The organism is Parvibaculum sp. (assembly GCF_045863935.1).
Lineage (GTDB): Bacteria > Pseudomonadota > Alphaproteobacteria > Parvibaculales > Parvibaculaceae > Parvibaculum.
Map to the genome: position 1 here is coordinate 1 of NZ_BTVP01000013.1, position 21,102 is coordinate 21,102.

The 21,102-nt window shown below is 63.7% G+C and carries 22 protein-coding genes; 11 read left to right on the forward strand and 11 right to left on the reverse strand.

Annotation, left to right across the window (positions count from 1 at the left end):
• Window positions 1–199: 199 nt before the first annotated feature.
• Complete coding sequence (gene rpsU, locus ACKUUH_RS07160) at window positions 200–421, reverse strand: 30S ribosomal protein S21 (RefSeq protein ID WP_407949204.1); 222 nt, start codon at window positions 419–421, stop codon at window positions 200–202.
• 219 nt (window positions 422–640) lie between these two features.
• Here rpsU and def point away from each other — a divergent pair, with 219 nt between their 5' ends.
• The gene (def, locus tag ACKUUH_RS07165) at window positions 641–1,237 is read left to right on the forward strand and encodes a peptide deformylase (protein WP_407949205.1); all 597 of its coding nucleotides are present in this window, start codon (window positions 641–643) and stop codon (window positions 1,235–1,237) included.
• Window positions 1,230–1,937, forward strand: coding sequence for a COQ9 family protein (locus ACKUUH_RS07170; RefSeq protein WP_407949206.1), 708 nt, complete (start codon window positions 1,230–1,232; stop codon window positions 1,935–1,937). Before def ends, ACKUUH_RS07170 begins: the two co-directional genes overlap by 8 nt.
• 166 nt (window positions 1,938–2,103) lie before the next feature.
• On the opposite strand, the gene ACKUUH_RS07175 is transcribed toward ACKUUH_RS07170, so the two are convergent.
• From ACKUUH_RS07175 to ACKUUH_RS07190, 4 genes are all read right to left on the reverse strand, one after another.
• Complete coding sequence (locus ACKUUH_RS07175) at window positions 2,104–2,724, reverse strand: PAS domain-containing protein (protein WP_407949207.1); 621 nt, start codon at window positions 2,722–2,724, stop codon at window positions 2,104–2,106.
• 89 nt (window positions 2,725–2,813) lie between these two features.
• Window positions 2,814–3,932, reverse strand: a complete 1,119-nt coding sequence (locus ACKUUH_RS07180) for a 5-(carboxyamino)imidazole ribonucleotide synthase (protein WP_407949208.1) — start codon at window positions 3,930–3,932, stop codon at window positions 2,814–2,816.
• Between the two features lie 213 nt (window positions 3,933–4,145).
• A complete protein-coding gene (gene purE / locus ACKUUH_RS07185; protein WP_407949289.1) occupies window positions 4,146–4,607 on the reverse strand; it encodes a 5-(carboxyamino)imidazole ribonucleotide mutase in 462 nt (153 codons plus the stop codon).
• Window positions 4,608–4,824: 217 nt separating this feature from the next.
• The gene (locus ACKUUH_RS07190; protein WP_407949209.1) at window positions 4,825–6,714 is read right to left on the reverse strand and encodes an alkyl/aryl-sulfatase; all 1,890 of its coding nucleotides are present in this window, start codon (window positions 6,712–6,714) and stop codon (window positions 4,825–4,827) included.
• A 161-nt stretch (window positions 6,715–6,875) separates the two neighbouring features.
• Here ACKUUH_RS07190 and ACKUUH_RS07195 point away from each other — a divergent pair, with 161 nt between their 5' ends.
• Window positions 6,876–7,595 (forward strand): GGDEF domain-containing protein, encoded by a 720-nt coding sequence (locus tag ACKUUH_RS07195; protein ID WP_407949210.1) that lies wholly within the window; start codon window positions 6,876–6,878, stop codon window positions 7,593–7,595.
• Window positions 7,596–7,597: 2 nt separating this feature from the next.
• Here the strand turns inward: ACKUUH_RS07195 and ACKUUH_RS07200 are convergent, their stop codons facing one another.
• Window positions 7,598–7,804, reverse strand: a complete 207-nt coding sequence (locus ACKUUH_RS07200; RefSeq protein ID WP_407949211.1) for a YdcH family protein — start codon at window positions 7,802–7,804, stop codon at window positions 7,598–7,600.
• Between the two features lie 87 nt (window positions 7,805–7,891).
• Entirely contained in the window at window positions 7,892–8,572 is a 681-nt protein-coding gene (locus ACKUUH_RS07205; RefSeq protein WP_407949212.1) for a UbiX family flavin prenyltransferase, read from the reverse strand.
• Between the two features lie 111 nt (window positions 8,573–8,683).
• Between ACKUUH_RS07205 and ACKUUH_RS07210 the strand changes: the two genes are divergently transcribed.
• Window positions 8,684–8,857 carry a YdcH family protein gene (locus ACKUUH_RS07210; protein WP_322311846.1) on the forward strand — a complete coding sequence of 58 codons (174 nt, stop codon included), beginning with the start codon at window positions 8,684–8,686 and terminating at the stop codon, window positions 8,855–8,857.
• A 279-nt stretch (window positions 8,858–9,136) separates the two neighbouring features.
• Here ACKUUH_RS07210 and ACKUUH_RS07215 read toward each other — a convergent pair whose 3' ends face one another.
• On the reverse strand, window positions 9,137–10,765 hold the full coding sequence (locus ACKUUH_RS07215; RefSeq protein ID WP_407949213.1) for an acyl-CoA synthetase: 1,629 nt from the start codon (window positions 10,763–10,765) through the stop codon (window positions 9,137–9,139).
• 150 nt (window positions 10,766–10,915) lie between these two features.
• On the opposite strand from ACKUUH_RS07215, the gene ACKUUH_RS07220 reads away from it, so the two are divergent.
• From ACKUUH_RS07220 to ACKUUH_RS07250, 7 genes are all read left to right on the forward strand, one after another.
• A complete protein-coding gene (locus ACKUUH_RS07220) occupies window positions 10,916–12,820 on the forward strand; it encodes a propionyl-CoA synthetase (RefSeq protein ID WP_407949290.1) in 1,905 nt (634 codons plus the stop codon).
• A gap of 115 nt (window positions 12,821–12,935) precedes the next feature.
• The gene (locus ACKUUH_RS07225) at window positions 12,936–13,223 is read left to right on the forward strand and encodes a GIY-YIG nuclease family protein (RefSeq protein WP_407949214.1); all 288 of its coding nucleotides are present in this window, start codon (window positions 12,936–12,938) and stop codon (window positions 13,221–13,223) included.
• Between the two features lie 160 nt (window positions 13,224–13,383).
• Entirely contained in the window at window positions 13,384–14,211 is an 828-nt protein-coding gene (locus ACKUUH_RS07230; RefSeq protein ID WP_407949215.1) for an SDR family NAD(P)-dependent oxidoreductase, read from the forward strand.
• A 153-nt stretch (window positions 14,212–14,364) separates the two neighbouring features.
• Entirely contained in the window at window positions 14,365–16,263 is a 1,899-nt protein-coding gene (locus ACKUUH_RS07235) for a DUF1302 domain-containing protein (RefSeq protein WP_407949216.1), read from the forward strand.
• Window positions 16,264–16,795: 532 nt separating this feature from the next.
• Window positions 16,796–17,341, forward strand: coding sequence for an RNA polymerase sigma factor (locus ACKUUH_RS07240; protein ID WP_407949217.1), 546 nt, complete (start codon window positions 16,796–16,798; stop codon window positions 17,339–17,341).
• Complete coding sequence (locus tag ACKUUH_RS07245; RefSeq protein WP_407949218.1) at window positions 17,332–17,700, forward strand: hypothetical protein; 369 nt, start codon at window positions 17,332–17,334, stop codon at window positions 17,698–17,700. The genes ACKUUH_RS07240 and ACKUUH_RS07245 overlap by 10 nt, the downstream gene beginning before the upstream one ends.
• On the forward strand, window positions 17,700–18,230 hold the full coding sequence (locus tag ACKUUH_RS07250) for a hypothetical protein (RefSeq protein ID WP_407949219.1): 531 nt from the start codon (window positions 17,700–17,702) through the stop codon (window positions 18,228–18,230). Before ACKUUH_RS07245 ends, ACKUUH_RS07250 begins: the two co-directional genes overlap by 1 nt.
• Window positions 18,231–18,445: 215 nt before the next feature.
• Here the strand turns inward: ACKUUH_RS07250 and ACKUUH_RS07255 are convergent, their stop codons facing one another.
• The 3 genes from ACKUUH_RS07255 to ACKUUH_RS07265 all read right to left on the reverse strand — a co-directional run bounded on the left by ACKUUH_RS07255 (window position 18,446) and on the right by ACKUUH_RS07265 (window position 21,079).
• Window positions 18,446–19,171, reverse strand: coding sequence for a DUF1013 domain-containing protein (locus tag ACKUUH_RS07255; RefSeq protein ID WP_407949220.1), 726 nt, complete (start codon window positions 19,169–19,171; stop codon window positions 18,446–18,448).
• A gap of 195 nt (window positions 19,172–19,366) precedes the next feature.
• Window positions 19,367–19,927 (reverse strand): YSC84-related protein, encoded by a 561-nt coding sequence (locus ACKUUH_RS07260; RefSeq protein ID WP_407949221.1) that lies wholly within the window; start codon window positions 19,925–19,927, stop codon window positions 19,367–19,369.
• Window positions 19,928–20,083: 156 nt separating this feature from the next.
• The gene (locus ACKUUH_RS07265) at window positions 20,084–21,079 is read right to left on the reverse strand and encodes an NAD(P)H-quinone oxidoreductase (RefSeq protein WP_407949222.1); all 996 of its coding nucleotides are present in this window, start codon (window positions 21,077–21,079) and stop codon (window positions 20,084–20,086) included.
• Window positions 21,080–21,102: the final 23 nt, after the last annotated feature.

A 21,102-nucleotide genomic window follows, 5' to 3' on the forward strand; every position in this document is an offset into this window, starting at 1 on the left:
TGTTGATTTCCGTCCTTGCCCGGCCATTCTGCCTCACGAAGATTTCTTCGCGATCAAACGAAAAGCGGGACGGCCGTAAGTGGCCGTCCCGCCTGTCACTTTAGGCAGTGTTTCAGGCTTGTTCTACTCAAAACCACCAGTTACCCGAACGGCTGGCCGGAAACCGGAGGCGCTTCAAATCTCGAAACCCGAAGAAGGATTACTTCTTGACGGCGGCGACGCCCGATTCGCGCTGGGCGCGCTTGCGGGCGAGCTTGCGGGCGCGGCGGATCGCTTCGGCCTTTTCGCGGGCACGCTTCTCGGAGGGCTTCTCGTAGAAGTTCCGGAGCTTCATTTCGCGGAACACGCCCTCACGCTGAAGCTTCTTCTTCAGAGCTTTCATGGCCTGGTCGACGTTGTTATCGCGAACGAGTACCTGCACGGGCTGATCCTGCTTTCGATTCAATAAGTTAGTCGCGGGAACCGGCTTCCCGGACCCGCGAGAGCCGCTTATCTAGCAAAGCTTGGACCCTTTGTCCACTCTTGGCCCCGGAAAAGCTGGCATTTTGAGGCTGTGCCTCATCCTCTGGCCCGCGTTCATTTTTCGCCTGCGGCGCTGGGGCCGGTTGCCGCCATGCCCGGCCCGCCTCATATTCCCCTCATGGCCATACGCAAGATCGCCCGCATGGGCCACCCGGTGCTCAAGGGGGTGGCAAAGCCCGTTCCGGACCCCACAGCTCCGGAAGTGAAGGCGCTTGTCCGCGACATGATCGAGACCATGATCGATGCGAACGGGGCGGGGCTCGCCGCCCCACAGGTCTATGAGCCCTGGCGAATCGTCGTCTTCCAGGCGCCGCCCGAGCGTGCGCCGGAGGAGATCGACGAGGCGGAGGCATTCGACCACACGGCGCCTCTCACCGTTCTCATCAATCCGGAAATCGAGATCCTGACGGAAGAGATGGAGAAGGGCTGGGAAGGCTGCCTCTCGGTGCCGGGCCTTCGCGGCGCGGTGCCGCGCTACACGGCGTTGTGCTACAGGGGCGTGTCGCTCACCGGCGAGCGGATCGAGCGCGTCGCGCGCGGCTTTCATGCCCGCGTCGTGCAGCATGAATGCGACCATCTCGACGGCATCCTCTATCCGCAGCGAATGGACGATCTCGGCGAACTCATCTTCGAGACAGAGGCGAGGGCCTGGGCGGCTGCGCATCAGTCCGCTCAAGACGCGGAAGAAACAGACGAGGAGAAGGCGGATGCCTGAGAAATCCACAACGAAGAAGCGCCCCGGCCTCGGCGGCGGTTCGGGCAAGGCGAAACCGGACAGGCTCGATCTCGCGCGGATGAAAATTCTCGAGGCCGCGCTGCCGCATGTCGCCTTCGACGGCTGGACGCCGCGCCTCCTCGCCGATGCGGCGCAAGCGGCGGGCGTTCCCCATGGCGAGATGCGGCTTGCCTTTCCCTCGGGCGTGCTTGATCTCGTCGACTATTTTCTCGAAGACGGCGACCGCCGGATGGGAGAGGCGCTCGCGCGCGAGGATATCGGCGCGATGAAGGTCCGTGAACGGATCACGCTTGCCGTGCGCACGCGCATCGAGGTCGATCTCCATTCCCGCGAGGCGGTGCGCCGTGCGGTCACCATGCTGGCGCTGCCGACATCGGGCACGCTCGGGCCCCGGGCACTCTATCGCACGGTCGATGCGATCTGGCGCGCCGTTGGCGATACGTCGACCGATTTCAATTTCTATACAAAGCGCGCAACGCTGGCGGGCGTCTTCTCGTCGGTATCGCTGACCTGGTTCTCGGACGACAGTGAGAATTACGCGCGCACCTGGGCTTTTCTCGACCGTCGCATCGAGGATGTCATGCGCATCGAACGCGTGAAGGCGGGTGTGAAAGGCATCGCGGCGAAGCTGCCGGACCCCGTGTCTCTGCTCGGGCGGCTGCGCTACGGGCGCGGGTGAGAGAAAAGTACGCGGTCCCGGATTTCCCCCCCCTCATTTCGTCATGGCCCGCTTTATGCGGGCCATCCACGTCTTGTCATGACCGATGGAGAAAGACGTGGATGACCCGGACAAGCCGGGTCATGACGTGAGTAGATAGGTGCGACGGTGAACTTGTTCTGTCTGCTCAGCCCGGCGTACCGAAGCCGACATCGATCCAGACCATCCGGGCGATCTCGCTCGCGAAATTCGGCCTGTCGGCCGTTCCGTCATAGCGCTCCGCATTCTCCGGCGTATGCACGCTGACGATGCGGGGCGGCTTGCCCGCTGGGCCCTTCAGCGGCAGGTAGAGGCTCTGTACATGCGCGACGCGCCCGGAGGGATAATGCGCGAGGTAGCGCACCTGCCAGCCGCAGGGACGCCAGGCGACCTCATGCATGTCGCGCGAGCACTGGCGGCGATAGGACGGATCGACGAAATCGAGGAGGTTCTTGCCCGTCGCGTCATATCCGAGCCGCTCGGCGATGGCCGTGCCGACCAAGCGGTGAGCGATGTCGTCGGGGGCGTTCACGTTGAAGATCGTTATGTCGGCGAGCCAGCTTCGCACCGCCGCCGGATCGAAGTCCGACGCCGCCGGAATACCGCCCTCGCGCGGCAGGCTCAGCCAGTACTGGAACAGATCCGTGTGCAGGCGCGGGCCGAGAATCGGCGCGGTTGCCGCTTCGCCGGCGCTCGGCGGCAGCTCCGCCATGAAGCGCTGTGTTTCGTCCGCAGCTTCATCTGCCAGCACGCCAACGGCGCGGTCCATTGGACCCCTTCCTTTCCCAGGCCGGTGCGGCTTTGCCGCGCCCCGCGTGGAATTCGCGTTTTCCCGCCGTCTACAGTGGAAGCTTGACGTTAAGAAGGGGTAACCGGCGGGCGTTTTCCGAGCGGGTATAGCCGCGTTACATGGCCCATCTTGCGGCCGGGGCGTGCTTCCCGCTTGCCGTAGAGATGGATGGCCGTGTCCGGTTCCGCGGCGAGCCTTTCCCAGCCGTCCACCTCGTCGCCGATGAGGTTCGTCATCACGGCGTCCGAATGGCGGCGCGGGTTCGCGAGCGGCCAGCCGCAGACGGCGCGCATATGCTGTTCGAACTGGCTCACCGCGCAGGCGTCCATCGTCCAGTGGCCGGAATTGTGAACGCGCGGCGCGATCTCGTTGACGAGGAGGCGGCGCTTGTTGCCCGCCTCCGGCAGCAGGAACATCTCCACGCCCATCACGCCCACATAGTCGAGTTCGTTCGCGATGCGCGCGGCGATGGCGCAGGCTTCGTCCGCGAGCGCGGGCGTCAGCGCGGCGGGTGCGAGCGTGCGGTCGAGGATGTGGTTCTTGTGGATGTTCTCGACGGGGTCGTAGGCCGCCGTCTCGCCATCTGCCCCGCGCGCGACGACAACGGAAATCTCGCGCTCGAAAGCAACGAAGCCTTCGAGGATCGCGGGCTGGCGGCCGATCTCGCCATAAGCCGCGAGCGCGTCGCCGGGCGCGGCAATCTTCGCCTGGCCCTTGCCGTCATAGCCGAAGCGCCGCGTCTTCAGCACGCTCGGTGTGCCGATCTTCGCCACCGCTTCGTTCAGGCTCGCCTCGTCCGCGACATCGGCGAAAGGCGCCGTCAGGATGCCGTGGGAGGTGAGGAAGCTCTTCTCGACATGCCGGTCCTGCGCGGTCGCAAGCGCGCGTGCGCCCGGCCGCACGATGCCGTGCTCGGAGAGAATGCGCGCCGTCTCCGCCGGCACATTCTCGAATTCGTAGGTGACAGCATCGACGCTTTCGGCGAAGCTGGCGAGCGCCGCCTCGTCCTCATAGGCCGCGCGGGTGACATGCGCGGCGACTTCGGCGGCAGGCACGTCGTCGTCGGGACAATAGATGTGCGCGTGCAGGCCCATCTCCGCGGCGGCGCTTGCCAGCATCCGGCCAAGCTGCCCGCCGCCCAAAATCCCGATCGTGCCGCCGGGGGGTATGACGCCGTTCTTAGCCACCGCAAACTTGCTCCGTACGGGAAACAAAAATAACCACCCTCCCCTCGGGGAGGGTCGAAAAATCAGTGCGCAGCAAATGATTTTTCGGGGCGGGGGGCGTGGGCACGAACCTGACCCCGCCCCGAAATTTGTCTCGCTGACGCGAACCAAATTTCGACCCTCCCCGAAGGGGAGGGTGGAATGGGGAGCATGTCATGTGTCGCACCGCCGCCACTACCTCTCCTGCGGCTTGTCGCCCACAGCGTCCGTCTGCTTCGCGCGGTAAGCGTCGAGCCGCTTTGCCAGCGCCTCGTCCGACAGCGCCAGCACGGCGGCGGCGAGCAGCCCGGCATTCTTCGCGCCCGCCTCGCCGATGGCGAGCGTGCCGACGGGAATGCCGCCCGGCATCTGCACGATGGAGAGAAGGCTGTCCTGGCCCGACAGCGCCTTCGACTGCACGGGCACGCCGAACACGGGCAAAGGCGTCAGCGAGGCCGTCATGCCCGGCAGATGCGCCGCGCCGCCCGCGCCCGCGACGATGACCTTGAGGCCGCGCGCCTTCGCCGTCTTTGCATAGTCGACCATGCGTTCGGGTGTTCTGTGCGCGGAAACGATGCGCGCCTCGTAAGCCACGCCCAGCGCGTCCAGCGCGTCCGCCGCGTGGCGCATGGTCGGCCAGTCGGACTGGCTCCCCATGATGATGCCGACCAGCGGCTTCCTTGCGGATTTTGCAGGCGCTTTCGCCTGCTTCGCGCCCGTTTTCTTCGCAGCCATCCGTCTCCGCGCCTCGCGGTCTGGCGGGGTTTCTGGACCCCCGCCGGTTTCGGAAAGCGAGGGAGTATAGGCATGGAGGCCGAGTTGGCAAGGAGCGCAGAAAGGCCGCGGAAAGCCTCGACTTTGCCTCCTCAGCCCCTCACGGCTCCACGATATTGAAGTTCGGCTTCGGGGCCTCGATCAGTCCCGTGAGCGCCTCGTACAGCGCGGCGTCGCCGTCCACCTCGATGGCGCCCTTCTCGATGAAGTCCGCCACCGGGAAGCCCGCCAGCAGCGTCAGCAGCAGCTCCATCCGCGTCATCGTCACCGTCGCGCCCGCTTTCGTATCCTCGATGCCTTCCTCGTGGATCAGCACGCCGTTCGCCACCGTGACGAGGTGCTTCTCGTCGCGATCGGTGAGGCGGATGTTGACCATGAAGTTCAGGCCCTCGGCTTTCGCCGGGTTCACGCGCACGGCCGCCACGTCGAGCAGCATCGGCGTCGTGGTCGCGGAGAGAACGTCTGCATTGGCCGCCACGGGGGCAAGGTTCGCGACGCCTTCCGTCAGTTCCTGCGCGCCGGTGAGGTAGATATTGCGCCAGGTGCCCGCTTCCGCTTCGTAGCCGAGCTGCGTGTAGACCGCGGCGAGCTGTTCGCGCGCCTCGCGGTCGGAGGCGTCGTTGAAGACGGCATGGTTCAGAAGCGTCGCCGCCCAGCGAAGCTCGCCCGCCGTCGCGGCATCGGCGGCGCGCGCCTTCACCGCCTGCTGTCCGCCCATGGCTTCCACATAGCGTTTGGCGGCGGGCTCGGGCGGCAGCGGGTTCAGGTTCGCGGGGTTTGCGTCGTACCAGCCGATATAGCGCTGATAGATCGCCTTCGAATTGTGGCTCGTCGTGCCGTAATAGCCGCGATTGTACCACTGCTTCGCCAGCACATCCGGCAGCTTCAGCACTTCCGCGATCTCCGCCGCCACAAGCCCGGTATTCATCAGGCGGATCGTCTGGTCGTGCAGGAATTTGTAGGCGTCGCGGTGGTTCGCGAGAAAGGTCACGATCTCTTCGGTGCCGAAGCGGGGAATGCCATGCGCGGCGAACATCACGTCGCTTTCGCCCGCGAACAGGCGGATCGACTCGGTGAGGTAGTCCGCCCATGCCTTCGCATCGCGCACCAGCGCGCCGCGCGCGGGCAGCAGGTTGTGCATGCACAGGTTCGCATTCTCCGCCATGAACACCGCGCGGTGGTCCGGCAGGAAGAAGTTCATCTCGGCGGGTGCTTCCGTGCCCGGCGTGATCTGGAAGACCATGCGCACATTGCCCACGGTCAGTTCCTGCCCCGTATGCGTGATGTCGATGGTCGGCGCGATCAGTGAGGGCGTGCCCATGGACGGCTTCGGTCCGAGGCCCGACGTCGCCTCTCCGCAGCAGCCATGCTTCAGCGTCAGGCCGAACTGGTAGCGCGCGCGGCGCAGCATCGCGGGCCCCGCGATGATGTTTTCCGACACCGCCTCCTTCAGGAAGCCCGCGGGTGCGATGATCGAGACCTTGCCGGCCGCCACGTCGGCCGCGTTGGTCACGCCGCCCACGCCTGCATAATGGTCGGCATGGGAGTGCGAATAGATGACGGAGATGACGGGCTTGTGACCGAGGTTCTCGCTCACGAGCTCATAGGCCGCGCGCGCCGCCTCCACGCTCGTCAGCGGGTCGACCACGATCCAGCCGTCGCCTGCGTCGATGAAGGTCACGGTCGATACGCAGAAGCCGCGCACCTGGTAGATGCCGTCCATCACCTTGAAGAGCCCGTGCTTGGTCAGGATCTTCGCCTGGCGGCGCAGGCTCGGGTTCACGGTCTCGCCGGTCCTGTCGTCCTCGAGATAGTCATAGGCCGTCAGGTCGAAGGCCGGGCCGTCGCCCGTATCGCGCGGGATCACCGGGTCTTTCCGCGTCGCGATGAAGCCGCGCTCGGCAAACTCGAAATCGCGGCGGTCGTCCGCGGCGACGAGCTGGCGGACTTCTTCAAGGGCTTTGCTGGCAGCGGACTGTTGCGCGGACATGGGCTTCCTCCCGTTGGGTTTGACGGGAAGCTAGCCGGGCTCTTCCCGGTCAATTGTTACATTGGTTACATTCATGGATATGCCCGGCATGGCGCTTCCGCCCGAAGAGTGGCATTTTGGGTCCCGTGAATCGGAGCCAGAAAGGCGACAGGAAGAGCCTCATGAAGATCGGTGACGGCAAACCGGTGGGCGGCGTTTCCCGGCTCTCCCCGCGCGAACGCGTGAGGGTGCGGGATGGTGCTGCCTCCTCCGGCAGTGCCGCCGTCAGCGACAGCGCCAGCATCATGGGTATCCCCGAAGCCGAGCTCACGCCGCGCGTGCGCGATGCGCTGATGGAACTCATGGGCGAGGTGGACAGTTTGCGCCGCGAGGTGTCGGGCCTGCGCGAGCGGCTGCGCGAGAGCGAGCAGCTTGCCGACCGCGATCCCCTGATCCCCGTGCTCAACCGCCGGGCTTTCGTGCGCGAACTCAGCCGCGTCATCGCCTATGGCCGCCGCTACGGCGACCCGGCGGGGCTCGTCTATTTCGATATCGACAATTTCAAGCAGGTAAACGACGCGCATGGCCATGCCGCGGGCGATGCCGCGCTTCACCATCTTGCGAAACTCGTGCTCGGCCATGTGCGCGAGACGGATATCGTGGGGCGGCTCGGCGGGGACGAACTCGGCCTCATCCTTGTACGGACGGACGAGGTGGCGGCGCAGGCGAAGGCGTCTTCTCTGTCCGACCTCGTTGCCCGCCAGCCGCTGCGCTACGGGGGCAGCGAAATTCGCCTGTCGATCTCCGTCGGCGCCGTCGCCTTCACCGGCGATGACGGGCCCGACGATGCGCTCGCCCGCGCCGACCGCGCCATGTACGAGGCCAAGCGCAAGGGCGAGTGAGGTCAGGCAATGATATCCGGCAGCAGGATGTCCTCGATTTCCTGGATGCGGTCGCGGAGCTGCAGTTTCTTTTTCTTCAGCCGCTTGATCTGGAGATGGTCCGGCAGGGGCAGCGCCCCGAGCGCGTAGATCGCGTCGTCGAGGTCACGATGCTCTTCCTTGAGCCCCGCGAGTGTTTGGCGAAGCTCCTGTTCTTCCTGTTCGGTCATCTTGTGTCCGGTAAGGCGGGGCACCGCCGCAGGCGCCAAGGCAAAGGTTTTAGCGCGGTGGCCGCGCGACCGGCAAGCGGGAAGCGTTCAGGCCTTTGGTTTGCCGCCGGGGCGCTTTCCGGCGCCGGAGGGTTTGACCGGGCTGCGGCGGCCCTCCTTCAGGTCCTCGCCCCAGCGCTTCGTCGGGCCGAGGTCGAGGTCGAAGAGGTCGAGTGCGCGCGCCGCCGTCTGCGTCACGAGTTCGTCGATGCTTGCGGGCTTCGCATAGAGGCCGGGCACGGGCGGGGCGATCACCGCGCCCATTTCGGAAAGCTGCGTCATTGTGCGCAGATGGCCCGTGTGAAGCGGCGTCTCGCGCACCATCAGCACGAGGCGGCGGCGCTCCTTCAGCACCACATCGGCCGCCCGCGTCAGCAGCGAGGCGGTCACGCCCGTCGCGATTTCCGACATGGTGCGGATGGAGCAGGGCGCGACGATCATGCCCATCGTCTTGAAGGAGCCGCTTGCGATCCCCGCGCCGATGTCGTCCACCCGGTAGCGCGTATGGGCAAGCTTTTCGACATCCTTCGCCTTCAGCCCCGTCTCGTAGCCGAGCGTCATCTCGGCCGCCCTGGTGATGACGAGATGCGTCTCGACGCCCGCTTCCTTCAGGAGCTCCAGTACGCGCACGCCATAGGCGACGCCCGACGCGCCGGAGATTCCGACGATCAGGCGGGGCGCGGTCCCGCCGCGGGACTTCCGGAAACTGTTGCCGGGGGTTCTGGTCATAATGCCAAAGACTTACACGGAACTGGCGATTTTTGCGAGAGGACGTTCGACACGGACCCGAAAAGGAGTCACAATTTTGTCGTCTCTGGCTTAACGAAAGGACGGAATGAGATGGCTTTGGAGTCTCACATTGCCGAGCTTCGTGATCGACATAAGGCTCTTGAACAGGAGATCGACCACCAGACGCATCACCCCAGCAGCGACGATCTTCGCATCGCTGAACTCAAGAAACAGAAACTGAGGTTGAAGGAGGAAATCGAAAAGCTTTCCTCTCGCGCCGCCTGAAAGCGGCGACACCGAAACAGGAGTTTCAGCGCCGGGCCCTTGAGCCCGGCGTTTTGCATGAAGGGGAGGGTGACGCTTTCCATCTCACTTTAGTGTCATTGCCGGGCTTGACCCGGCAATCCAGTAGGCGCGGAACGCGCCGTCCCGTTTCGCAAAGACTCTTCCGGCTGCTTTCCGGCCAGCCGGTATTGCGGTTCCTTACCCTGGACCCCCGGGTCAAGCCCGGGGGTGACGTACTTATATATTTTGCCTCTGCGGCTCTGCGTGCAAACCCGTCCTCTAAAGCCCCTCCGCCTGCTCCCGCAGCTTGAATTTCTGCACCTTGCCGGTCGAGGTCTTCGGCAGGTCCGTGAACACCACCGTCTTCGGGCATTTGAAATGCGCGAGGTTCTGGCGGCAATAATCGATTACGTCCTTTTCGGTGAGGTTCGCGCCCGTGCGCAGTGTCACGAAGGCGCAAGGGGTCTCGCCCCATTTCTCGTCCGGCCGCGCCACGACGGCGGCCTCGATGATATCGGGATGCTTGTAGAGCGTGTCCTCGACCTCGATGGACGAAATGTTCTCGCCGCCCGAAATGATGATGTCCTTCGAGCGATCCTTGAGCTGAATATAATTGTCCTTGTGCCAGACGCCGAGATCGCCCGAGTGGAACCAGCCGCCCACAAAGGCCTCGGTCGTCGCCTTCGGGTTCTTCAGGTATCCCTTCATCACCACATTGCCGCGGAACATGACCTCGCCCATGGTCTCGCCGTCGCGCGGCACCTCTTCCATCGTCTCCGGGTCGCGCACCGAAATCCCTTCCAGCACGGCATAGTTCACGCCCTGGCGCGCCTTCACTTCGGCGCGCTTGTCCGTTTCGAGCAGGTCCCATTCGTCGTGCCAGGCGTTTACGACCGCCGGGCCATAAGTCTCGGTGAGCCCGTAGACATGGATCACGTTGAAGCCTTCCGCTTCGAGCTTGCGGATCGTCGCGGCGGGCGGCGGCGCGGCGGCAGCGAAATAGTTCACCGTGTTCGGCAGCGGTTTCTTTTCGTCAGCCGTCGCGTTGATCAGGAAGCCCATCACGGTCGGCGCGCCGGCCATATGCGTCACGCCGTGATCGGCGATGGCGCTGAAGATGTTCGCCGCCGTCACGCGGCGCAGGCACACATGCGTGCCCGCGACGACGCTCAAGGACCAGGTGAAGCACCAGCCGTTGCAATGAAACATCGGCACCGTCCAGAGATAGACGGAACTTCCCGTCATGCCCGCCGTCACGATATTGCCCATCGCCAGCAGATAGGCGCCTCGATGGTGATAGACGACGCCTTTCGGATTGCCGGTCGTGCCGGACGTATAATTGAGGGAAATCGCCTGCCATTCGTCGGCGGGCAGTTGCCAGTCGAAATGCGCATCGCCGCCGCGGATGAAGTCCTCATACTCCGCCTCGCCGATGCGAACGCCCGGTCCGTCATATTCCGTGTCGTCGATATCGATGACGACGGGCTTCACCGTCGCATGCGTCAGCGCGTCCTTGACCAACCCGGAGAATTCGCGGTCCACGAAGACCATCTTCGCCTCGCCGTGATCGAGGATGAACCCGATCGCCGCCGCATCGAGCCGCGTGTTGATCGTGTTGAGCACCGCCCCCGTCATCGGCACGCCATAATGCATTTCGAGCATCTCCGGCGTGTTCGGCGCGATCACCGCCACCGTGTCGCCAAGGCCGATGCCGCGCTCGCTCAGCGCCGAGGCCAGCTTGCGGCAGCGCGCATAAAGCTCCCCGTAGTTCCGCCGGAGCCCCCCATGCACCACGGCGACCTTCTCGGGATAGACCTCCGCCGCGCGCTTCAGAAAACTCAACGGCGACAGCGGCTGATGGTTCGCCGGGTTCCGGTCGAGATCGGTTTCATAGGGGTTCGTCGTCATGGAATGTCTCTCGGCCATCGGGAGGGAAGGAAGCTGGCCCTACGTTACTCAGGGGGTGGAAGCGCGGCAAGGCGGGGAGCCAGACGCCGCATGAATCTCCCCGCCTCCCGTGCTAAAACCTCCCCAACAACGAAAATGACGGGGAGCGGTATCATGGGACGCTACAGGGACACTTACGACGCCTGGAAACAGGACCCGGAAGGCTTCTGGGCGGAGGCGGCCAGGGAGATCGACTGGTTCAAGCCGGCCACGCAAATCCTCGAAGTCAAAAACGGCCTGTCGCGCTGGTTCGTCGGCGCGGAGACGAATTCCTGCTGGAACGCGCTCGACCGCCATGTGAAGGCGGGGCGCGGGGCGCAGACGGCGCTCATCTATGACAGCGCCATGCTTGGCCGCGTGAAGAAATTCACTTACGCCGAACTCCTCGACAAGGTCGCGACCTTCGCGGGCGTGCTGCAATCCCACGGCATAACGAAGGGCGACCGCGTCCTCATCTACATGCCGATGGTGCCGCAGGCCGCCGTCGCCATGCTCGCCTGCGCGCGGCTGGGCGCGATCCATTCCGTCGTCTTCGGCGGTTTCGCCGCGAAGGAGCTTGCGACGCGCATCGACGATGCGAAGCCGAAGCTCATCGTCTCGGCGTCGTGCGGGCTCGAGCCCGGCCGCGTCGTTCCTTACAAGCCGCTCATGGACAAGGCGATCGAGATGAGCGCCCACAAGGTTTCCGCCACCATCGTCTTCCAGCGCGAGATGGAAAAGGCGGCGCTCGTCGCGGGCCGCGATTTCGACTGGAAGGCGGAGATGGACAAGGCCGATGCCGCCGGCGCGAAACCGGCATGCGTGTCCGTCGCCGCGACCGATCCGCTCTATGTGCTCTACACGTCCGGCACCACCGGCAAGCCCAAGGGCGTCGTCCGCGACAATGGCGGCCACATGGTGGCGCTCAAATGGTCGATGAAGAATGTCTACGACATCGACCCCGGCGACACCTTCTGGGCGGCGTCGGATGTCGGCTGGGTCGTCGGCCATTCCTACATCGTCTATGCGCCGCTCTTTCACGGCTGCACCACCATCCTCTTCGAGGGCAAGCCCGTCGGCACGCCGGACGCCGGCACCTTCTGGCGCGTCATCGCGGATCATGGCGTCAAGGCGCTCTTCACCGCGCCGACCGCTTTCCGCGCCATCCGCAAGGAAGATCCGAAGGCCGAGCTCATCGCCCAATACGACCTGTCGAAATTCGAGGTGCTCTATCTCGCGGGCGAGCGAGCCGATCCCGACACGATCCAATGGGCGGAGAAGGCGCTTTCCGGCCGCCCCGTCATCGATCACTGGTGGCAGACCGAAAGCGGCTGGCCGATGGTCTCGAACCCGATGGGGATCGAGCGCCTGCCCGTCAAATACGGCTCGCCCACCGTGGCCCTTCCCGGCTACGACATTCATGTCGTCGACGAACAATGCAAGCAGGTGGGCCCCAACGTCACCGGCGCGATCGTCGTCAAGCTGCCGCTGCCGCCCGGCTGCCTGCCGACGCTGTGGGAAAACGAGGCGGGCTTCCGCGAAAGCTATCTCACCGAGTTCCCCGGCTACTACAAGACGGCGGATGCGGGCTTCCTCGACGAAGACGGCTATCTTTATGTGATGAGCCGCACCGACGACATCATCAATGTCGCGGGGCACCGCCTCTCCACCGGCGCGATGGAGGAAGTGCTCGCCGAGCACCCGGACGTCGCCGAATGCGCCGTCATCGGCATCGCGGATGCGATGAAGGGGCAGGCGCCGGTCGGCTTCCTCGTTCTCAATGCGGGCGTCTCGCGGCCCACCTCCGAAATCGAGCAGGAAGCGGTGCAGATGATCCGTGAACGGATCGGTCCCGTTGCCGCCTTCAAGAAGGCCATGGTCGTGAAGCGCCTGCCGAAAACGCGCTCGGGCAAGGTGCTGCGCGGCACCATGCGCAAGATCGCCGACGGCGCCGAATGGACCACGCCCGCCACCATCGACGATCCGGCGGTTCTCGACGAGATAAAGGCGGTGCTGGAGAGGGAGCTGGCGAGGTAGGGTTATAGGCAGCTATAAATAGAGGTGTCATCCCGGGGCTTGTCCCCGGGATGACACCTCCCCCCCTCGTCTTTGCCGGGCTTGACCCGGCAATCCAGGGCCCCACACTCGGAATATGAAAGACTTCTATGTCTACATACTTGCGAGCGGGAGGAATGGAACGCTCTACACAGGCGTCACCAACGACATTTTACGCCGCGTGTCCGAGCATCGCGAAGAAGCCATCAAAGGTTTCACCAGCCGCTACGGCGTGAAACAGCTCGTCTGGTATGAAGTTCATATGACGGCACGCGCGGCAATCCAGCGCGAGAAAAATATCAAGCACTGGTCACGGGCATGGAAGCTGGCTCTGATCGAGAAGGAAAACCCTGACTGGCACGATCTGTTTGACGATCTGCTGTAAAGAGTTTGTGAAGCAGGACGTCGCTTTGCGGTTTCTGGATTGCCGGGTCAAGCCCGGCAAAGACGAGGTAGGGAGTATTCTCCTTGCCCTTCTCTCCCCCCCTCCCGTAACCCGGCCTCCAGTGCTATAACGCCCCCTTCCGGCGACAAGGAGTTCTCTCATGGCATCCGGTTCCCAGCTCAGCGGCAAGGTGGCGATCGTGACCGGCGCGGCGAACGGCATCGGCCGCGCCATCGCGCATGCTTTCGCGAATGAGGGGGTGAAGGTCGTCCTTGCCGATGTCGATGAGGAAGCGGGCGAGGCCGTCGCCGCGGAAATCGCCGATCGCGGCGGCGAGGCCCTTTTCCGCTATTGCGATGTCGGCGAGCGGCTCGATGTGCGCAATCTCGTCTGCGCCGCGACCGACGCCTATGACCGCGTCGACATCCTCGTCAACAATGCGGGCGTCGTTTCGAAGGGCGGCGATTTCCTCACGCTCGAGGAAGAAGAATTCGACCGCGTCATCCGCATCAACCTCAAGGGCCACTTTCTCGTCGGCCAGGCGGTCGCGCAGCGCATGGTCGCACAGGTGGAAGAGGGCGGCGCCCCCGGCGCCATCATCAACATGTCGTCCATCAATGCCGTCGTCGCGATCCCGGCACAGGCCGCCTATTCCGCGTCCAAGGGCGGCATCAAGCAATTGACCGAAGCCATGGCGCTCTCGCTTGCGCCCTACGGCATTCGCGTCAACGCCATCGGCCCCGGCACGATCAAGACCGCCATGGCCGGAACGGTGATCGATCCGAAGGCCGAACGCGCGATCATGACGCGCACGCCCTTGGGCCGCGTCGGCCAGCCGGAGGAGATCGCCTCCATCGCCGTCTTCCTCGCCTCCGATGGCGCGAGCTACATGACCGGCCAGACCGTCTATGCCGATGGCGGCCGCCTCTCGCTCAACTACACGGCGCTCCCGCTCGCGAAAAAGAAAGACGGCGACAAGAAAGAGTAGCCCCCGGGCCGCCTCTCCCGGCCCCCCTCCAAAAAAAGTAGCGAGCCGCCCGCCCGCTAATTCCTCCCCCTGCGTATCTCTTTTCGGGAAGCCACAGGCCGCGCGCAGTGCGCCCGGTCCGATGGCGGGACATAAAAGAGGGAGGGGGCGTGCATGCGTACGCACGAACGAGTTGCGTTGAGTCTTGCGTTTTCTTCGGCGTTTTTTCTGGCAATTGCATCGGGTGCGGCGGCAAGCGAGATACAGCTTGGCGACGTGAACGTGCAGGTGGACACCATCGTTTCGGTCGGCGCGACGATCCGCACCGGCGGCCAGGATTGCGCCAAGATATCGTCTGGCAATGGCGGCTGCGCGGGCGGACCCGGCACCACCTACGGCACCAATGACGACGACGGCAACGTCAACACGGAGCGCTACGACCCGGTCTCGATCACCGCAAAGGCTGTGTCCGACATCGGCGTGACCTACGAAAACTATGGCGGCTTCCTGCGCGTCAAGGCGTTCTACGATTACTGGAACGCCGAGCATCAGGGCGATGTATCGACCCGCTTCGGCAATCGTCCGATGAACGATGCCTACAGGGGCTCGGGTCCGCGCGACGAGGCGAGCTACGACATCGACATTCTCGATGCCTTCGTCTATGGCGATTTCGATGTCGAGGGGCGGCCGCTATCGGTTCGCGTCGGCCGCCAGGTCATCAACTGGGGTGAGAGCGTCTTCATCACCGGCGGTATCAATTCCTATCTGCCGGTCGACGTGCAGGCCTTGCGGACGCCGGGATCGGAAATCAAGGAAGCCCTGCTGCCGGAGGGTTCGGTCTTCGCATCGATCGGCCTGCCGAACGAGGTCTCGATCGAGGGCTTCTACACTTTCGCCTATGAGCGGACGAAGCTCGACGCCTGCGGCACCTTCTTCAGCACCACGGATTCGGCCTGCGAAGGCGGCGCCTATGTGCTGAGCGGCGTCACGGCTGCCGGCACGGACGATCCGGATCTCGCGCCGATCTACATTCAGCGCATCGCGGACGACGAGGCGGACGATCAGGGTCAGTACGGTCTTGCGGCACGCTACTACGCCGACTGGGTCAACCAGGGCACGGAGTTCGGGCTCTATTTCGTGAACTATCACTCGAAGCTGCCCATCGGCACCTTCACGGCCGCCGATCTCAGCGCGATCACGATTACAGGAGATATACCGACCGACCTCACGAACGCGTCGAACACGAAGGAATATCAGAGCGTCTACCCGGAGGACATTCAGGAGCTTGGTTTCAGCTTCAACACGTCGCTTGCCAATCTTCTCGGCGGCACCGCTCTCCAGGGCGAACTCCTCTATACCGTCGACATGCCGTTCCAGTTGCCGGATGTGGAAATCAACGCGAATGACGTCGAGAATTACTTCAATAACTACAACCCGGCTCTCGGCGCCTATCTGTCGGCGCTCTACGGCGTCTCTCTCGACGACATTTATTCGGGTTCGGACGTTTCCGAAGGCGACGTCATATCGGGCTACTCCAAGTATGATGTCGTGACGGGGCAGTTCGGTACGACAAGCACGCTCGCCGCATCGAACCCCTTCGTGGGGGCGATCGGTTCGGATCTCCTCATCCTCGTCGGCAATGCGGGCTTCCAGTGGATTCAGGACTACAGTGCGTCCACCGGGTATCTCTCGACGGCCCGTTCGGGTGAAGCGCATCCCAATGCCATCACCAACCTCATCCTCGGCGATTCCTGCGGTTGCGGAACGGTGCAATATGCCGACAGCTTCTCCTGGGGCTACAGGCTCGTCGCGCTTGCCGACTACAACAACGTCTTCGACAGCGCGTGGAAGCTGCAGCCCTTCGTGCAGTTCGGGCATGACGTGAAAGGTTATTCCGCCGGACCCATCGGACCGGGCTTCGTGGAAGGCACCAAGGCCGTGACGGTCGGAACGAACGCCTCCTATCAGTCCTGGTCGGCCTCGATCAGCTGGACCAACCGCTTCGGCAACGAATACTACAATTCAGGTTCCGACAAGGACTTCGCCTCCTTCACCGTCTCCTATGCCTTCTGACGGTTGAAGGCTCGCGACAGTTGAGTTTGAAAACGGGATGGGCCGCCCTTTCGGGGGCGGCCCAAACGCGCACAATGAGAGGGGGCCGTCCTGAAGGGCGGCCAAAACTCGTAACAAGATTAACGGGCCGTCCTGAGGGACGGCCAAAACTCGCAACAAGATAAACGGGCCGTCCTTTCAGGACGGCCCGTGATCACGCACTCACAGGACGAGAGAAGTAAGGAGGAGGTCTAAAAAAGAACTCCGGCGGTTCCACATTCGTGCATTTGAGGGATGCCCCTGCTGACTGGCCGGGAGGAACAAGGAACCGCCGAAGCAAGTGGAGCCAAATGCCGTCACGCGGGAGCGATGCCGGTCACTGGACCCATAAACAGATACGCAGGCAGCGGGATTTCCGGGCGCGCTTTCGACGGAAATTTCCCTTTCATGCGTTTTTCTTTCATGCCGCGCACACGGCGGTCGGAACGGACGCGAGGGGCGACCCCCCGCAATCCGGTTTGGGGGTTTGGTTTTGGGGGCGTCGTTTCCGGAGATGACGGACGAGGAGCTGGCCGCGCGTTCGGCTGCCGGCGATGGAGGCGCGTTCCGTATTCTCGTGGGCCGCCATGTGGACCGTGTCTACGGCTATTGCACGCGCGTCACGGGCAATCGCACGGACGCGGAAGATCTCGTACAGGACGTGTTTCTTCGTGTCTGGCGCAACGGTCACAGGTGGGATGGAGAGCGACTTCCTTTCGAGGCATGGCTTATGGTGCTCGCGCGGCGTATCTGCATCGACTATATGCGCCGCAAGAAGCCCGGCAGCCATGTGGCGCTGGTGGACGAAATGTTTGTCGATCCGGAGCCCGGTCCTCATGAGCGGGCGCATGAGCGCAGTATCGCGCGCAAGGTGCAGGCGGCGCTCATGACGCTTCCTGTGAGCCAGCGCTCCGCCATCGTGTTGCGTTACTATCAGGGCTACTCGAACGAGGAGGCGGCGGCTATTCTGGAAGTTACCGTTTACGCGCTGGAGTCGCTGCTCAAGCGCGGTCGTGCCAATCTTCAGAGGGTTTTGGGGGACCTCGAAAAATGGCAATAGAGTGGGAGCGTGTCACGAATTCCTTGAAGCGGCGTCTTTTCCGTCGTCGTGCTTCCGGGGCGCGGGAGCCCTTTGAAGCGCTTCTGTGGCGAGCGGCGGAAGCGGACGGGCTCTCTCGCGCGCCCGGCGGTCTTGCCGACCGCATTGCCGCTGCCGCAACGGCTGCGCCTGCCTCGCGGCCTGCGGTCATCGATCTTTCCAGGTTTCTTCTGCGGCCACGCATTGTCGGTGCGTCGCTGGCAAGCTTTTCGATGGGGGCAGCGCTTGCCATCTGTCTCATCGACATTCGGGCGAGTGCGCTCGTCCGGACGCTCATGGTGGGCGTGGTGCAGAGCGTCACAACTGGAGGCTATCTGTGATGAGCAGGTTTCGGCTGGAACATCTTCTCGTCGGCTCGCTCCTTGTGAATGCAGGCCTGCTCGGCTTCATTGTTGCCTTGCTGCTGGTGCCCGGGCCAACGCCGGGATTTGTGATGTCGCGCCCGGCATTCGGGCCTGTGGCCATAAAGACGCCGGAGTTCGGTCTGGAGGACCGGCTGCTTCTCGCGCGGCTCCTGGAGCGGGATAGCGAGGCGGCGGCGCGCGCAAAGCGCGCCTCTGTGGCGCGTGCAGCTTTCGCGGAAGCCCTCTCCAGGGAAAATCCGCAGACGGAGGAAATCGCCGAAAAAGCGAAGGCGCTCAACGCCGCCATGGAGGAGTTCGGGGCAGGCTTCATCAACCTGATCGTGACGGCCGCGCCGAAGCTCGATCTGGCGCAGCGGCGCGCTCTGGCCGATCTTCTGCTCAGTGCGCCGGAGCCGGGGGACATCTTCGTGCGAGGGGGCAGGCCGGCAGCGGTGAAGCCAGGGCTCAGCTTCACGATCGATTCCGGGAGGTCCGGGGACAAGTGAGCGAGGATATCTTTTTATCTTGTTCCGGGCGGCGATGATCGATTGCCGGGGAAGGCGATGTCCCGGAACCGGGGATAATTTCTTTTTTTTATCCGTATACGGACGAACGACTTATCCCCTTTGTGACAGTCTCGTGACATTCTGATGACAGTCGCGCGGGCAGACAAAAAAGGCGCGGTTTCCCGCGCCTTTCGATTTGTGACAGTGAGGCGGGATTAATCCTCGTTTTCGTCCTCGATCTTCACGTCCTTGAGGCTCGCGAAAACGCTGTCCGCGTCGTAACTCTTTTTCTCTTCTTCCTTTTCCGGCTCCGCGATGGTCGCGTGCCGCGGCTCGGGCGCCGTCGTCTCGCTCGCGGGCAGCAGCGTCTCGCCGGTGCCGCCGGCGGCCTTGTCGGCCTTCCGGCGCTCGCGCTCGGCCTTGCGGGCGGCCTTCTGCACCGCCGCGTCGAGCTCGATCTGCGTGCAAAGTCCGAGGGTTACGGGATCGACCGGCTTGATGTTCGGCGAGTTCCAGTGGCTGCGGTCGCGCACGGACTGGATCGTGGGTTTCGTCGTGCCGACGAGCTTGGAGACCTGCGCATCCGTCAGTTCCGGGTGGTTGCGGAGCAGCCAGGCGATCGCGTCAGGGCGGTCCTGGCGGCGTGAAACGGGCGTGTAGCGCGGGCCCTTGCGGGGCGCGATCGGCGGCAATTTGTATTTGCTTTCAGAGACTTGCAGCCGCAGATCCGGGTCCTGCTGGCAGCGCTCGATCTCGGCGCGGGTCAGCTGGCCGGAGACGACCGGGTCCATGCCCTTGATCCCCTGGGCCACATCGCCATCGGCGATGCCCTTCACTTCGAGAACGTGAAGACCGCAGAAATCCGCCACCTGGTCAAAGGTGAGCGAGGTGTTTTCGACAAGCCAGACGGCCGTCGCCTTGGGCATAAGGGGCTGTGCCATATCAATTCCTCTGATCCATCCGGGGCTTTCCGGATAAACCGCTTTTCATGTCCATCGATGAGTGGATATGGCCGTTATATAGGGCGAAAAGGCAGTCAATGAAAGCGGAATGTCGGCTTCGGCCGGATCGGCGCTATTCATGAAAAAGGACCGGAATCCCTCCGGATTCCGGCCCTTTTTCGTCGCAATCGGTGTTTAGCGGTCGATCTGGGAGATTTTCGTCCCCTCGATGCTCACACCCGCCATCAGGCCTTCCTGGTCGAAGATGAAGGCATAGGCGTCTTCCTTCAGCGTCGAGGTCGACAGGTTCTTCGCCGCGCCCTCATCGACCACCACGACCGTGGGGCCAACGCCGATCTCCCAGCCATGCGTTTCCTTGAGATAGTCGACGGCCTTGTCGTTCATCAGGAAGACGGCGTAGCCGTAGGACTGGGCGCCTGCCTGCAGGCCCCAGGAGCCGGTCACGGAGTTGTAGTAGTTGTTCACCTTGCCCCCTTCTTTCAGCACGCCTTCGCCATAGGCGCCGCCGAAAACGAGGCCGGCCTTCACGATATTCGGAAATACGAGGACAGCTTTCGCCTGTTCGGAAATGTCCTTCGCGACCGCGTTCGTGCGGTAGAGCTTTTCGAGCGCGTGCTCGGCTTCCTTGTTGAGGTCTTCCGCTGTTGCGGCTTCCGCGTTCTGCGCGATGCCGAGCGAAAGAAGCACCGCAATCGCTGCCGCGACGGCGGTGAAGCTGCGCCTTGTGATGGCCATCGTCTGTCTCCCTGTTCCGTTGACGCAAGGGGAGCGGCACGATCTTTTCCCTGTACGGATTATCTCCGCGCAAGGCCATGCCGTTCCCTGCCCATAACTATGCGCAGGCGGGCGAAAAGTTCCGTGAGGGGAACCAGATTGTTCGGCGGATGCGGCTCAGAGCGTCAGCACGATCTTGCCGATATGGCTGCTCTTTTCCATAAGCGCGTGGGCATCCGCTGCTTGCTCGAGCGGAAAAACCTTGTCGATCAACGGCTTCACGCGGCCCGCGTCGAGCAACGGCCACACTTTCGCTTCAAGTGCGGCGGCGAGCGCCGCTTTTTCCTCGATGCTGCGGGGGCGTAATGTCGAACCCGTCAGTGTCAGCCGCTTCAGCATCACGGGCATGAAATTCACTTCCGCCGTCGAGCCGTTCAGAAACGCAATCGAGACGATGCGCCCGTCGGCGGCGGCTGCCTGAATGTTCCGCTGAATATAGTCGCCGCCCACCATGTCGAGGATAACATCGGCGCCCCGGCCGCCGGTCAGCCGCTTCACTTCCTCCACGAAATCCTGCTCGCGGTAGTTCACGGCATGCGCGCCAAGCTTTTCGCAGGCTCTGCATTTCTCGGCCGAGCCCGCTGTTGCGATCACCGTCGACCCGAAAATCGAGGCGAGCTGGATCGCCGTCGTGCCGATGCCGCTCGTGCCGCCATGAATGAGGAAAGTCTCGCTCGGCTTCAGCGCGCCGCGCTCGAACACGTTGGTCCAAACGGTGAAGAAGGTTTCGGGCAGCGCCGCCGCTTCCACCATGGAAAAGCCCTTCGGCACGGGCAGAGCGTGGGACTCATGCGCGAGGCAATATTCGGCATAGCCGCCGCCGCCGACCAGCGCGCAGACCTTGTCGCCCACCCGCCAGCGCGTGACGCCTGCGCCCGTCTCCACGACCTCGCCCGCGACCTCAAGTCCCGGCGTGGCAGGTGCGCCGGGCGGCGGCGGATAGAGACCCATGCGCTGGATGGTGTCCGGGCGATTGACGCCCGCCGCGGCGACCCGGATCAGGATCTCGCCATGGCCGGGCACGGGTGTTTCGATTTCGGCCGGTACCAGTACGTCGGGGCCGCCGGGTTCACGTATCGCGATCGATTTCATGAGCTTCGGCAGGTCGGCCATGTCGGTACCTCGGATGGGGGCTC

What these genes read in the sequence shown, in the direction of transcription:
- def (WP_407949205.1), top strand. Translation starts at nt 641, where the DNA reads ATGGCCATACGCAAGATCGCCCGCATGGGCCACCCGGTGCTCAAGGGG.
- ACKUUH_RS07170 (WP_407949206.1), top strand. Translation starts at nt 1,230, where the DNA reads ATGCCTGAGAAATCCACAACGAAGAAGCGCCCCGGCCTCGGCGGCGGT.
- ACKUUH_RS07175 (WP_407949207.1), bottom strand. Translation starts at nt 2,724, where the DNA reads ATGGACCGCGCCGTTGGCGTGCTGGCAGATGAAGCTGCGGACGAAACA.
- purE (WP_407949289.1), bottom strand. Translation starts at nt 4,607, where the DNA reads ATGGGGAGCCAGTCCGACTGGCCGACCATGCGCCACGCGGCGGACGCG.
- ACKUUH_RS07190 (WP_407949209.1), bottom strand. Translation starts at nt 6,714, where the DNA reads ATGTCCGCGCAACAGTCCGCTGCCAGCAAAGCCCTTGAAGAAGTCCGC.
- ACKUUH_RS07195 (WP_407949210.1), top strand. Translation starts at nt 6,876, where the DNA reads ATGAAGATCGGTGACGGCAAACCGGTGGGCGGCGTTTCCCGGCTCTCC.
- ACKUUH_RS07200 (WP_407949211.1), bottom strand. Translation starts at nt 7,804, where the DNA reads ATGACCGAACAGGAAGAACAGGAGCTTCGCCAAACACTCGCGGGGCTC.
- ACKUUH_RS07205 (WP_407949212.1), bottom strand. Translation starts at nt 8,572, where the DNA reads ATGACCAGAACCCCCGGCAACAGTTTCCGGAAGTCCCGCGGCGGGACC.
- ACKUUH_RS07210 (WP_322311846.1), top strand. Translation starts at nt 8,684, where the DNA reads ATGGCTTTGGAGTCTCACATTGCCGAGCTTCGTGATCGACATAAGGCT.
- ACKUUH_RS07215 (WP_407949213.1), bottom strand. Translation starts at nt 10,765, where the DNA reads ATGACGACGAACCCCTATGAAACCGATCTCGACCGGAACCCGGCGAAC.
- ACKUUH_RS07225 (WP_407949214.1), top strand. Translation starts at nt 12,936, where the DNA reads ATGAAAGACTTCTATGTCTACATACTTGCGAGCGGGAGGAATGGAACG.
- ACKUUH_RS07230 (WP_407949215.1), top strand. Translation starts at nt 13,384, where the DNA reads ATGGCATCCGGTTCCCAGCTCAGCGGCAAGGTGGCGATCGTGACCGGC.
- ACKUUH_RS07235 (WP_407949216.1), top strand. Translation starts at nt 14,365, where the DNA reads ATGCGTACGCACGAACGAGTTGCGTTGAGTCTTGCGTTTTCTTCGGCG.
- ACKUUH_RS07240 (WP_407949217.1), top strand. Translation starts at nt 16,796, where the DNA reads ATGACGGACGAGGAGCTGGCCGCGCGTTCGGCTGCCGGCGATGGAGGC.
- ACKUUH_RS07245 (WP_407949218.1), top strand. Translation starts at nt 17,332, where the DNA reads ATGGCAATAGAGTGGGAGCGTGTCACGAATTCCTTGAAGCGGCGTCTT.
- ACKUUH_RS07250 (WP_407949219.1), top strand. Translation starts at nt 17,700, where the DNA reads ATGAGCAGGTTTCGGCTGGAACATCTTCTCGTCGGCTCGCTCCTTGTG.
- ACKUUH_RS07255 (WP_407949220.1), bottom strand. Translation starts at nt 19,171, where the DNA reads ATGGCACAGCCCCTTATGCCCAAGGCGACGGCCGTCTGGCTTGTCGAA.
- ACKUUH_RS07260 (WP_407949221.1), bottom strand. Translation starts at nt 19,927, where the DNA reads ATGGCCATCACAAGGCGCAGCTTCACCGCCGTCGCGGCAGCGATTGCG.
- ACKUUH_RS07265 (WP_407949222.1), bottom strand. Translation starts at nt 21,079, where the DNA reads ATGGCCGACCTGCCGAAGCTCATGAAATCGATCGCGATACGTGAACCC.